The 12932-nt window shown below is 65.9% G+C and carries 11 protein-coding genes; 6 read left to right on the forward strand and 5 right to left on the reverse strand.

Going from position 1 to position 12932, the window contains the following annotated elements; genetic code table 11:
* The first annotated feature begins 92 nt into the window (after positions 1–92).
* The 6 genes from IE116_RS19135 (at position 93) to IE116_RS19160 (ending at position 8023) form a co-directional block, all read left to right on the forward strand.
* Positions 93–1445: an FAD-dependent oxidoreductase gene (locus tag IE116_RS19135; RefSeq protein ID WP_189614869.1), complete on the forward strand. Its 1353-nt coding sequence runs from the start codon at positions 93–95 to the stop codon at positions 1443–1445.
* A 55-nt stretch (positions 1446–1500) separates the two neighbouring features.
* Positions 1501–2469, forward strand: a complete 969-nt coding sequence (locus IE116_RS19140) for a Bug family tripartite tricarboxylate transporter substrate binding protein (protein ID WP_229828550.1) — start codon at positions 1501–1503, stop codon at positions 2467–2469.
* A 544-nt stretch (positions 2470–3013) separates the two neighbouring features.
* Positions 3014–4501: a S8 family peptidase gene (locus IE116_RS19145; RefSeq protein WP_189614870.1), complete on the forward strand. Its 1488-nt coding sequence runs from the start codon at positions 3014–3016 to the stop codon at positions 4499–4501.
* Between the two features lie 15 nt (positions 4502–4516).
* Positions 4517–5116: a hypothetical protein gene (locus tag IE116_RS19150; RefSeq protein ID WP_189614871.1), complete on the forward strand. Its 600-nt coding sequence runs from the start codon at positions 4517–4519 to the stop codon at positions 5114–5116.
* A gap of 338 nt (positions 5117–5454) precedes the next feature.
* Positions 5455–7284: a S8 family serine peptidase gene (locus tag IE116_RS19155; RefSeq protein WP_189614872.1), complete on the forward strand. Its 1830-nt coding sequence runs from the start codon at positions 5455–5457 to the stop codon at positions 7282–7284.
* A 61-nt stretch (positions 7285–7345) separates the two neighbouring features.
* Entirely contained in the window at positions 7346–8023 is a 678-nt protein-coding gene (locus tag IE116_RS19160) for a hypothetical protein (RefSeq protein WP_189614873.1), read from the forward strand.
* A gap of 26 nt (positions 8024–8049) precedes the next feature.
* Here the strand turns inward: IE116_RS19160 and IE116_RS19165 are convergent, their stop codons facing one another.
* The 5 genes from IE116_RS19165 to IE116_RS19185 all read right to left on the reverse strand — a co-directional run bounded on the left by IE116_RS19165 (position 8050) and on the right by IE116_RS19185 (position 12916).
* Positions 8050–8841 (reverse strand): ABC transporter ATP-binding protein, encoded by a 792-nt coding sequence (locus IE116_RS19165; RefSeq protein ID WP_189614874.1) that lies wholly within the window; start codon positions 8839–8841, stop codon positions 8050–8052.
* A 17-nt stretch (positions 8842–8858) separates the two neighbouring features.
* Positions 8859–9686 (reverse strand): ABC transporter ATP-binding protein, encoded by an 828-nt coding sequence (locus tag IE116_RS19170; protein WP_189614875.1) that lies wholly within the window; start codon positions 9684–9686, stop codon positions 8859–8861.
* Positions 9683–10603 carry a branched-chain amino acid ABC transporter permease gene (locus tag IE116_RS19175; RefSeq protein WP_229828770.1) on the reverse strand — a complete coding sequence of 307 codons (921 nt, stop codon included), beginning with the start codon at positions 10601–10603 and terminating at the stop codon, positions 9683–9685. Before IE116_RS19175 ends, IE116_RS19170 begins: the two co-directional genes overlap by 4 nt.
* A gap of 130 nt (positions 10604–10733) precedes the next feature.
* Positions 10734–11615 (reverse strand): branched-chain amino acid ABC transporter permease, encoded by an 882-nt coding sequence (locus tag IE116_RS19180; RefSeq protein WP_189614877.1) that lies wholly within the window; start codon positions 11613–11615, stop codon positions 10734–10736.
* A 131-nt stretch (positions 11616–11746) separates the two neighbouring features.
* Positions 11747–12916, reverse strand: coding sequence for an ABC transporter substrate-binding protein (locus IE116_RS19185; RefSeq protein ID WP_189614878.1), 1170 nt, complete (start codon positions 12914–12916; stop codon positions 11747–11749).
* Positions 12917–12932: the final 16 nt, after the last annotated feature.

The raw sequence follows: 12932 nt of genomic DNA on the forward strand, positions 1-12932 counted from the left end.
ATGGTCTCGCAATATAGAGCAATTGCTTGCGGCAAGGCGTAGATAGAATGATTCCAACGCGGCATCCGGCCGCCTCTGCCTGGAGTCATTGCATGTCTGCTTCCCCCTCATGCCGCGAGATCGACGAGCCCGCCCGCAAGACACCGTTGTTCGGTGAGTACGACGTAGTGGTGCTGGGCGGCGGTCCGGCCGGCATGACGGCGGCCGCCTCGGCGGCGCGTGCCGGGCAACGCACGCTGTTGATCGAGCATTACGGCTTTCTGGGCGGCATGGGCACGGCGGCGGGCGTGACCAACTTCTGCGGGCTGCATGCCAATGTGTTTGGCGACATCCAGCAAGTGGTGCATGGCGAGGCCGACACGCTGCTGGCGCGCATGCGGGCATTGGGCGGGCTGAGCGAACCGCACGTCATGTTCCAGGGCAAGATCGCCGCGCAGGCGTACGACAACGCGGCGTTCAAGGTCGCCGCCGATCAGCTGGTGCAGGAAAGCGGCGCGGCCGTGCTGTTCCATGCGCGGGCCGTCGGAGTGATCATGCAATCCCCCAACGAGATCGATGCCTTGCTGATCGAGACCAAGTCGGGCCGCCTCGCGGTCACCGCGCGCACCTTCATCGATTGTTCGGGCGATGGCGACATGGCCGCCATGGCAGGCGCGCCGTTCGAAAAAGGCGAGGGCGGCCACGACATGTTGTATCCATCAACCATGTTCCGCGTGAATGGCGTGGACCCGGAACGTGCCGGCGACGCCTGGAATCACTTTGGTCGATGGATGGAAGAGGCGATTGCAAAAGGCCGCGTCTTTCCGCGCAAGACACCCATCATCCGCCCGCAGAAAAACCCGATGGAATGGCGCGCGAACGTGACGCAGCTGGCCATGCCGGACGGGTCCGCGGTCGATTGCACGAACGCGGAACAGCTGAGCTGGGCCGAGATGGAAGGGCGCCGGCAGATCGTGGATTTCTTCGAGTTCCTTCGCAGCACGGCGCCCGGTTTCGAGAACGCCTACATCCTGGAAATCGCGCCGCAAGTGGGCGTACGCGAAACCCGCCGCGTCGTGGGCGGCTATCAGCTGACGGAAGACGACGTGCTGCAGTGCGTGAGCTTCGACGACAGCATCGGCGTCAATGGCTGGCCCATCGAAGCCCACGTGGCCGGCGATGTCCTCTTCAAGTTTCCCGACATCCCGAACGTGCGCGGCTACAACCAATTGCCCTATCGCATGATCGTGCCGCAGGTCGTCGACAACCTGCTGATCGCGGGCCGCTGCGCGTCCATGACCCATATGGGGCAATCGGCCGCGCGGGTGTCGGGCGCGTGCTTCGTGATGGGCCAGGCCGCCGGCACGGCCGCCGCGCAAGCTCACCGCGAAGGCGTGCGGCCACGGGACATCGACGTGGCCGCCTTGCAGCGCACCTTGCAGCAGGCCGGCGCGTTCCTGGGCTGAAGGCTGCGACACCGGGCCCCTGGCGCATCCATAACAACACTCAAGGAGACCTTTGATGAAAACGTTCGTCCGTCTTGCCACGCTTGCGCTGGCCGTGGGGCTGTCGCCCGCTACGCATGCCGATGACTGGCCCGCGCGCCCCGTCACGTTGATCACACCGTTCGCCCCGGCGTCCACGCCCGACACGTTTGCACGCATCCTTGCCGAGGGCTTGAGCAAGCGGCTGGGCAAGGCCGTGGTCGTGAAGAACGAAGGCGGCGGCGCGGGCATGATAGGCACCCACACTGTCGCGAAGGCCGCGCCCGACGGCTACACGATCGGCATCAGTGTGGCCGGTCCCCTTGTCAACAACCGCATGCTCTACAAGTCCATGCCCTACGACCCCGTGCGCGATCTCATGCCCATTTCGGTCGCCATCAACCAGACCAGCCTGCTGGTCGTGCGCAGCGGACTGGGCGCGCGCACGCTTGCCGAACTGGTTGCGGAACTCAAGCGTCAGCCCGGCAAGTACAACTACGCGTCCATCGGCAATGGCTCGCTCTCGCACCTGACCATGGAACTGCTCGCGGCCCGCAGCGGCACCCGCATCGTGCACGTGCCCTACCCTGGATCGAGCCAGGCCGTCATGGCCATGATATCGAGCGACGTTGACATGGCCGTGCTGCCCGCGCTGGCCGTGCTGCCGCAAGTCAAGGCCGGCAAGCTGCGCGTGATCGGCGCCAGCACCGCCAAACGGTCGGCCTTGCTGCCCGACTATCCCACGCTGAGCGAACAAGGCATGACCGACATCGACGCCGGCGCCTGGATGGGCGTCGTCGCCCCGGCAGGCCTGCCCGCGCCGATTGCCCGACGGCTGCATGACGAGGTCGTTGCGGTCCTCAACGACCCGGCAACGCGCACGGTATTGAGTCAGCAGATGATGGACGTCGTGGCCAGCACGCCCGAGGAATTCAAGGCGTGGATGGACAAGGAATACGCGCGATGGAAACCGGTGATCGAGGCGAACAGGATCGTGCTGGATTGATCCTGATCAACCCGAGCAACGGCGGGCTTTGCCAAATCCACGTTGACCGTTGCGGCAGTGCTCGCAGCACCTGTCGACCAGGTCAGTCAACCCATCCGGCAATTGTGTGGATTACGAACTGGTGTCGTTGATGTCCTCTAAGCATCATCCGACGGTACCCGCGTGTTGCGGGTGACTACCGGGCCCTGCAAGCGGCCCGCGGATAGAGGACTCATCGATGACATATCCAGGCAGACGGACTCCGCGACATGCGGCAGCGGCACTGATGGCAGCGCTGCTGGCGGGCTGCGGCGGCGGCGACGGCGGCGATAGCGCAACTGCCGCTCCTGCAGCGACCACACCGCCGGTGATCACCCCAATCATGCCGCCGGTGACCCCACCGGTCACGACGCCCGTCACGCAATCAATCGATCCCCTGTTCCCGTATCAATGGCACTTGCAGAATACGGGGCAGGACACCCTTTCGTCGATCCGGCCAACGGCGGGCATCGACCTGAACCTGGACTCGCTGCACGCCGCCGGCGTGCGCGGCGCAGGTGTGCGTGTGGCGGTGATCGACAGCGGACTCGACATAGAGCATGAAGATCTGAAAGCCAACGTAGTTGCTGGCGGGTCGATCAACTTCGTGAGCGGCTCAAGCGACCCTACGCCTTCGGATACTGGTCCAGATCACGGTACGGCCGTGGCGGGCATCGTCGCCGCGCGCGGTTGGAACGGAGTCGGCGGCCGGGGCGTCGCACCGGAGTCCACGCTGCAGGGCTTCAATCTGATTGCCGCCCAGAACGTAGCGAACTATCTTGCGTCGCTTGGCGCTGCACCGCAGTCAGCCAACGTCGATGTGTTCAACCTCAGCATCGGCGAGGACGTGACCGACCTGGAGCCGCTATCCCGCAACGACATCGACACGGTCGAGACGCTATTCGGGGTAACGCGGTCGGGTCGTGGGGGCCTGTACATCAAGGCGTCGGGCAACGGTTTCAGCAGAATGGAAAAGATCGATTGTTCCGCGGCTCAGCAGCGGGGCGTCAGCTGCGACAACGCAGCCTTCGACTGGACGAACAATCTTGCCGGCGTCACGACGGTCGGCGCTGTGAACGCGGCCGGCGTGCGGGCATCGTATTCAACACCCGGTGCCTCGCTATGGATTGCAGGGCTGGGCGGTGAGTACGGACGTCATCGAGATCAGGCGCCGGGTTTGATCGATATCGCCTATCAGCCAGCCATTCTTACGACAGACCTGTCAGGGTGCGACAAGGGGTATCACAGGAACGCCGATCCGGCGATCAATGCGCTGGACGTGGCGACGTCGTCGCTGGATCCACTGTGCCGTTACACCAACGGTTTCAATGGCACGTCGGCGGCAACGCCGTCGGTCGCCGGTGTCGTGGCCATGATGCTGCAGATCAATCCGGCACTGACGCAACGCGAGGTGGACTATCTGCTGGCTACAACGGCGCGCCGGATCGATTACCCAGGTACGCCGGTGCATCATGAAGGGCTTGCGATCGATGACGCATGGGTGCTCAATGCGGCAAACCGTGCGTTCAGCAACGCTTACGGTTTCGGGTTGGTGGACGCCCGGGCGGCGGTCGACGCGGCCCTGACGGCCAAACGATTGGCGCCTGCACAACGGACGAACTGGCTGGCTTCGCAGTCTTCCGCACCTGAGCCGATTCCCTATCGCGATGGCGCGAACGGGCGCGGCCAGATTCCAATTTCCGTAAGCGAAAACCTTAGCGTAGAGCATGTGCAGGTGGCTTTCAGCACTACCCACCGTGATCCCGGCAAGTTGCGGGTGACGCTTATTTCGCCCAGTGGCACACGCAGCATCCTGCTCTGGCCATTCAGTTCGCTCAAGCCCTTGACCGATACGACCACCGCGGGCTTCAGCGCGGACCTGATGCGGTCGAACGCCTTTCTGGATGAGAAGTCTCAGGGCACGTGGCGGCTGGAAGTCATCGATGTCTCGGCGCCTTCGGGAACGAGCACGGCGCAGTTCACCAATTGGTCGCTGCGTATTGCCGGCCGTTAATCAGGAGCGATGACCATGACGAATCACAACCTTTCCCTGCGCGCAGTCATCGCGGCGTCGTTGATGCAGCTTGCGTTGCCGTCTGCGCCCGTGGTCGCTGCCGATGCCGTGCTGCTGAACGCTGCGGACGGCCCCTCCTTCACCATCGGCAGCACGCCCTACCAGGTAGTCACCTCGGCGCGTGCGGTTTCCAGCCCTGACCCCCGCGGCAGCACCGGCACCGGTACCGAGCGGGTTCCCCGCGACGTGACGGGAGCGTCCAGTGCCGTGGTCGGCCGTATTGGCAACTACCGCATCACCCTGGGCAGTACGAGCGCGTATGTTCCTCACTCCGCCGCGTCGCCCGAGTATGCTGTTGCGGTGAACCGCCGCAGTGGTGGTCCGGCGCTGGTGTCGCGCCGGCTGAAGCTGTTCAAGGTGTCTGCGGATCAGGCTGCTGCCGTGGCCCGCCAGACCGGGGGCAGTGTCGAGATCGCCGTGCCCGCTGCGTCGATGGCCGTGCTGCTGTACGCCAGCCCTTCGGCGGCCCTGGTCGCGCTGGACGCCATCCACGCTGGCGGCAGCGGCGCGCAGGCCGAACCCGAAGTCATCCAGGCGTTCATGACGCCCAGGTAGGCATGGACTGAGCCCGCCCAACAGCGGCCCTGCGACGAACGTCTGCCCATCATGGGCATATGACGATCGCGTCCGGCGGCGCCTCGGCCAGAACGGCAGGACCTGTGTTTCTTGCCCGAGGCGCCCACGCGTTGATGCCCGTCCCACTCTGCTCAGCTCGACAGGACGAGCTGGCCGCGCGTCGATGACAGGTCACGATTTCGGCGTTCGCGACTCGTTACACAAGTCTTCTCCTGCCGCGCTTGCCAGCGTCATCGCTCACGCGGAATATCTCGGAACGCCCGCGCTGTTGCGGGTGGACAGCACGCTGCATGGCGGCGTGCGTGACGGGGGCAGGTATGACGCACGTTCGACTCGACGCAGGCAACCAGGGATTGTTTCGCCTGCCCTGTGCGCCAGGCCTTTCCGCGCTGATTGCGGCGCTGCTGCTGGCAGGCTGCGGCGGTGGGGGCGGCGGGGACGAGACCGCGGCCGCGGCAACCACGCCACCGGGCACGCTTCCGCCCGTCACCTTGCCGGTGGTGCCGGCGGTGGTTGCCGAGGACCCGCTGGCGCGCTACCAGTGGCATCTGCTCAACACGGGGCAGGACGCGCTGTCGTCCACCCGGCCGGTCGCGGGCGTGGACCTGAACCTGGGCAATCTGTATGACACGGGCGTGCGGGGTACGGGGGTGAGCGTGGCGGTGCTGGACACCGGGCTCGACATTCGTCATGAAGACCTGCAGGCCAATGTGGCGATCGGCGGGTCGATCAATTTCCGGACCGGGTCCGGTGACCCGACCTTGGCTGGCACGGGCGGCGACCATGGCACGTCGGTGGCGGGCGTGGTGGCGGCGCGGGCCTGGAACGGATTGGGCGGCCGGGGCGTTGCCCCCGAGGCGGTGCTGCACGGCTTCAATTTCCTGCTGGCGCCAACCCTTGCGAACGAACTGGCGTCATTCGGCGGTGCGGCGCAGGCGGCGCCCGTGCAGGTGTTCAACCTGAGCTATGGCGAGGACCTGTCCGAAGTCGCGGTGGTGTCGGCCGATGAGCTGGCGGCGCGCGAACAGGTGATGGCATCGTCGCGGGCCGGACGGGGCGGCATTTACGTCAAGTCCGCGGGCAATGGTTTCTTTTCGATCGATGGCGTGGATTGCAGCGTGGCGCAGCGGCTGGGCGTGAGCTGCGGCAACACCAATCTTGAAACGTCGAGCAATCTGGTGTCGATGACGGTAGTGGGCGCTGTCAATGCCGCAGGCCGGCGGGCGTCGTATTCGTCGCAGGGGGCGTCGCTGGCGGTGGTCGGGCTGGGCGGAGAGTTTGGCGAGAATCGGGCGCAGGCGCCTGGCCAGGCGGACCTGGCCTACCAGCCCGCCTTGCTCACCACGGACTTTTCAGGCTGCGACAAAGGCTATCACCGCACCATCGGCACGCCGGCCAACCCGCTGGATCTGGTCGGGCCGTCGCCCCTGGATCCGTCATGCAACTACACGGCCATCTTCAACGGGACATCGGCGGCGGCGCCTACGGTCGCGGGGGTCGCAGCGTTGATACTGCAGGTGAATCCGCAACTGTCGCAACGGGAAGTGCAGTACCTGCTCGCCACCACGGCGCGGCGCATCGATTATCCGGGCACGCCGGTGCAGTTCCAGGGCGTGGCCGTGTATGACGGGTGGGTTGTGAATGGCGCGCGGCGCGCGTTCAGCAATTCCTATGGCTTCGGACTGGTGGATGCGCAGGCGGCCGTGGCTGCGGCGCGGACCTTCGCGCCGCTGGCGCCGCGCCGCCAGATCGACTGGCAGACGGCCACCCCGTCCACGCCGGTGCCGATTCCCTATCGCGACGGCGCCGGCACGGCGGGCAGCCTGCCGATTTCGGTGGGGGCCAGCATGACAGTGGAAAGCGTGCAGGTGGCGTTCAACACGACGCATCGCCGCCCGGCGAACCTGCGGGTCGCGCTGATCTCGCCCAGCGGTACGCGCAGCATTCTGGTCTGGCCGTTCAGCGGTATCCGGCCGCTCACAGGATCCACCACCGCGGGGTTCGGGTCCGAGCGCATGCTGAGCAATGCCTTCCTGGATGAAAACGCGCAGGGCACCTGGCGGCTGGAAGTGGTGGACGTGACCGCGGCGTCGGGCACGAGCCCGAGCCAGCTGGTGTCGTGGTCGCTGCGGGTGACGGGGCGATGATGGTGAGCTACCTGACGGGCAACCCCACAATTACCCTGCATGATCTGACAGGAGCGTCATCATGACTTTCGTTTCAAGGACCGTGAATGGCCTGCTGTTCTCGATGGTGGCGGCGGTGACGGCAACGGCAGCGGCATCATGGACAGCACAGGCCGTGGCCGCCGACGCAACGCTGATTGGCGCGGCAGACGGCGCCAGCTTTACCGTGGGCGGCACGCCTTACCAGGTGGTGACGCGCGCGCGTGCGGAACGTGGCAGCGCGGATCCCGCGGCGCGGGCGGCGGCAGGGTCGGCAACGGCAGCGACCGTGGCGGTGGGCACCATTGGTGACTACACGATCACCTTGCCGGCGGCAGGGTCGAGCGGCGCGTCAGGCACGGCGACACCGGGGACGCCGACGCCGCAGTCCTCGGCGTCCACCGCCGCTACGTCCGACTATCTGGTTGCCGTGAACCGCCGCACCGGCAGCCCGGTGCTGGTCTCCAACCATCTGAAGCTGTTCGGCGTGTCGACCGCGCAGGCTGCGTCGGTCGCCAGCAGCACGGGCGGGGCGGTGGACAGCCTGATCACCGCGGCGTCGATGGCAATGCTGGCCTATCCCAGCCCGGCCGCGGCGCTGGCGGCCAAGACCGCCATCGAATCGCAGCAAGGGGGTGGTCAGGTGAATGGACAGGGGAGCGGCCAGCCCGCCATCCGCGTGGAACCGGAAGTCATCCAGGCGTTCAAGACGCCGCGCTAGCAGGGACGGCGGCGGCCAAGCCGCCTCTACACCCCCAGATACCGCGTCAGCACTTCCGGCTGCGAAGCAATGGACCGGGAGTCCCCCTGGAATACCCATTGGCCTTTTTCCATGACCACGCAGCGGTCGGTGTGCTCGAGCACGCTGCGATAGTTGCGATCGACAATCAATGACGAAATGCCTGTCTTGCGGATCTCGCCGATGATGCGCCAGATGTCGGCCACGACCAGCGGCGCCAGACCCTCGGTGGCTTCATCCAGGATGATGAGGTCGGGGTTGGTCATCAGTGCACGCCCGATCGCCAGCATCTGCTGCTCGCCGCCCGACAGCTGGTTGCCGCCGTTGCCGAGCCGCTCGCTCAGCCGTGGGAACACCTGCAGCACGCGGTCGTAGGTCCAGGCACGTTGTCCGTTGACGCCGGCGCGCGCGGCCACCAGCAGATTTTCGCGCACACTCAGGTTCGGGAAGATGCCGCGGCCTTCGGGCACATAGGCTATGCCTTGCTGCGCAATGCCGTAGGGCGGGGTGCGGGTACAGTCGCGGGCGCGGATGTGGACCTTGCCTTCGGTGGCCCGCAGGTGGCCCATCAGCGTGCGGATCAGCGTGGTCTTGCCCATGCCGTTGCGGCCGAGCAGGCCAATGGATTCGCCGGGCGCGATCGACAGGTCGATGCCGCGCAGCACGTGGCTGGCGCCGTAATGCACATGCAGGTTCTCGGCGTGGATCAGGGCCGCGGTGGCGGATTGGGTAGCCGCCGTCCCCCGCACCGGGTCGCGTCCTGCCGCCGTTGCGGGGATGGCTGTTGCTGGAGCTGTCATCGTGGCTGTCATGATCATCAGTGCACTGCAGGTTGTTGGATCGGCATGACGTGCGCGGCGGCAGGAGCCGACGCAGAAGCCCCGGCTGCCGCCTCCGCATGCGTTTCCCCCAGGTACGCCGTCTGCACCAGCGGATCGGCACGGATGGCTTCGGGCGTGCCCTTGGCAATCACGCTGCCGTTCACCATGACGGTGATCACGTCCGACACGCGGAACACCGCGTCCATGTCATGCTCGACCAGCAGGATGGCGTGATCGGCTTTCAACGAGTGCAGCAGGGCCAGCATGCGTTCGGTTTCTTCGGCGCCCATGCCGGCCAGGGGCTCATCCAGCAGCAGCACCTTGGGCCGCAGGGCCAGGCACATGGCGATTTCCAGCTGGCGTTTCTGACCGTGCGACAACAAGCCGGCGGGCCGGTCGGCGACCCCGTCCAGTCCGGCCAGCCGCAGGGCATCGGCCGCGATCGCCGACGAATCCGGGCAGGTCGATGCCCGCGACCACCAGTTCCAGAAGCGTTGATACCCCCCCTGCGCCGACAGCCGCGCGTTTTCGAACACGCTGAACTGCGGGAAGATGGTGGTGCGCTGGTAGCTGCGGCCCAGGCCCGCGCGGGCGCGGTCGGGCTGGGTGGCGCGCGTCACGTCGCGGCCGCCCAGGTGGATGGTGCCCGACGTGGGCGGGATCTCGCCCGACAGCACGTGCACCAGGGTCGATTTGCCGGCGCCGTTGGTGCCGATGACGGCATGCACCTGGCCGCGTTGCAGGGTCAGCGACACGTCATTGACCGCCGTCAGCCCGCCAAAGCGGCGCGTGATGTTGTCGGCCTGGACAAGGATGTCAGTCATGGTCGGGTCCCCTTGTTGAAGCGTGCGCCAAGCTGTGCCGGCAGGCCGATCACGCCCTTGGGCAGCAATGCGACCAGCACGATGATGGCCAGCCCCAGGCTCAGGTTCCAGTGGCTGGCGAAGTCGCCAAAGATTTCCTGCGACTGGAAGACTTCCTGCAGCATCGTGAAGATGAAAGCGCCCAGCACCGCGCCGCGCAGGCTGCCCATGCCGCCCAGGATGATCATCAGCAGCACGGCGCCCGACTGGTGCCAGGACAGGAATTCCGGATTCACGAAGCCGTCTTTCAGGGCGAACAGAAAGCCCGCCAGACCGGCCAGGGTGCCCGACACCACGAAGGCAGTCAGCTTGTACGGAAAGGTCGAAAAGCCCGCCGCACGCATGCGCTGTTCATTGACGCGGATACCGGCCAGCGCGTGGCCAAAGCGTGACTTGAGCAGCATGGCCAGGAAGGCATAGGTCAGCACCAGGGCGCCCAGCACGAAGTAGTAGAAGGTGCCGCCGTCTTCCAGGCTAAAGGGCGCCCAGCCGCCAAACTCCACCAGCGGCTTGAAGTACAGGTAGATGCCGTCGCTGCCGCGGCCGATCTTGGTGTCGTGAAACACGAAGTAGGCCATTTGCGAAAAGGCCAGCGTCACCATGATGAAGTAGATGCCCTTGGTGCGCAGCGACAGCGCGCCGGTCACCAGGGCATACAGCGCGGTGGCCAGCAAGGCGGCCGGCAGCAGGAAGAACAGCGACACCGGCCCGGCCTGTGGCGTCAGCAGCGCGGCGGTATAGGCCGCGATGCCGAAGAAGGCGGCGTGCCCGAAGCACACCAGGCCGGTCTGGCCCACCAGCAGTTCCAGGCTGAGCGCGAACACCGCGTAGATCATGATCTTGATGACCAGGCCCGTGTAGTAGCTGTCGCCAAACATCGGGAACACGGCCAGCAGCACCAGCGCCGCGACCAGCGGCACGGCGCGAGTCAGGGAACCGGAACGGTTTTGCGGCAGGTCCGCCGGCAAGGCCGCGGGCAAGGCGTGGGTAGTTGCGTTTTGCATGGAATCAGCCTTGCTTGAACAAGCCTTCGGGTTTGTACAAAAGGATGGCGGCCATGAGCACATACACCGCCACGCCGGCCGCTTCCGCGAACAGCACCTTGCCGAAGGTATCGACGAAGCCCACCAGAAGCGCGGCCAGGAATGCGCCGCGGATCGACCCGATGCCGCCGATCACCACCACCACGAAGCAGATGATCAGCACATGGTTGCCCATGCCCGGATACACCGACGACATGGGCGCGGCCAGCATGCCGGCCAGGGCCGCGAGCACCACGCCGACCGCGAACACGATGCGGTACAGGCGCTTGATGTTGATGCCCAGCGAGGTAATCATTTCGCGGTTGCTGGCGCCGGCGCGCACCATCATGCCCAGCCGCGTGCGGGCGATCAGGACGTACAGCAGCAAGGCCACGCCGATACAGACGGCCGAAATGAACAGCCGGTAGACCGGGTAGGTCATGACGTCGCCCAGCTGCACCGTGCCGGCCAGCCAGTCGGGCACCTTGACGCCGTGCACATCGTTGCCGACCAGGATGCTGCGCAACTCTTCGAAGACCAGGATCAGGCCGTAGGTCATGAGGACCTGCTGCAGGTGATCCCGGTCGTACAGGTAACTGAAGAAGGCCCACTCGAGCAGATAGCCGAGCACCGCCGAAAGAAGCAGACCGAACACCAGCGTCGTGAAGAAGCCGCCGCCCACCGCGCCCTGGACGAGCGGGGACAGCGCGAACGCCATGTAGGCGCCGATCATGTAGAAGCTGCCGTGCGCGAGATTGATCACGCCCATGACGCCGAAGATCAGCGTCAGCCCGCTGGCGACAAGGAACAGCAGCAGTCCGTACTGGACCGCATTGAGACACTGGATCAGAAAGATCGATACATCCATGGTGAGTCCATTGCACGGGCGCGCGAACGCGACCCTGGCTGTCGGGCCCGGCATGCACCGCCACGCATCACATCACGCGGCGGCGCACGCCAGGTCTGGCGGATCGTGCTACAGGGATCGTGCCAAGGGCATCAGAGACGGCAGCCGCGGCCCGGATCGGCCAGGCCCTTCACCGCCACGCCCACCAGCTTGTTTTCCATGCCATCGACCTGGCGCAGGTACATGTCCTGCACCGGGTTGCCGGCCTTGGACAGGCTGAACGGGCCGCGCGGGCTGTCGATCCTGGCCACACGGATCGCCGAGCGCAGGTCTGCCTTCTTGGTGAAGTCACCCTTCACGGCCTTCAGGCCGGCGCCGTACATCTGCGCCGCATCGTAGCCCTGTACCGCGTACACATCGGGCTGCATCTTGAAGGACTTGGCATAGGCCGTGCGGAACGAGGTGTCGCGCGCGGTGTTCAGGCCATCGGCGTAGTGCAGCGTGGTGAACAGGCCTTGCGCGGTGGCGCCCTGGGCCTGCAACGTGCCGTCGGTCAGGAAGCCCGCGCCGTACAGCGTGGACGTCTTGCCCAGGCCGCTGGCCGCGTAGTCCTGCACGAACTTGACGGCGCCGCCGCCGGCAAAGAAAACATAGACCGCATCGGGCTTGAGCGAGGCGATCTCAGTCAGCAGCGACTGGAATTCCACGTTGGGGAAGGGCACGTTCAGATCACGCAACACCTTGCCGCCGCCTTTCTCGAAACCTTCCTTGAAGCCGCCCACCGACTCGTCGCCCGCCGCGTACTTCCAGGTCACGGTCACCGCCGTCTTCTTGCCCTTTTCGGCGGCGACCTTGCCCATGGCAAAGCCCGGCTGCCAGTTCGAGAACGAGCTGCGGAACACACCCGGGCCGCACATCGGGCCGGTGATCGCATCGGCGCCGGCATTCGGCACGATCAGCGTCACGTCGTTGTCTTTGGCCGCCTTGGTCAGCGCCATGGCCACGCCGGAGTGCACGGTGCCGACCAGCAGGTCGACCTTGTCGCGCTTGATCAGGCGGTCGGCGTTGGCGGTGGCCTTGGCCGGGTCCGATTCGTCGTCCACCTTGAAGTACTGCACTTCACGGCCCGATAGCTTGCCGCCTTGTTCCTCGACATACAGCTTGAAGCCGTTTTCGATGGCGGTGCCCAGCGCGGCATAGGTGCCGCTGTAGGGCAGCATGAAGCCGACCTTGATCTTTTCCTGGGCCTGGGCGCCCAGTGCGATCAGGCTGAGGGTGGCGCAGGCCGAAGCCTGCAGTACAGCGTGGCGCAACGAAGTCATGGTGTGTCTCCTGAGT

The sequence above is a fragment of the Pigmentiphaga litoralis genome, assembly GCF_014651835.1.
Lineage (GTDB): Bacteria > Pseudomonadota > Gammaproteobacteria > Burkholderiales > Burkholderiaceae_B > Pigmentiphaga > Pigmentiphaga litoralis.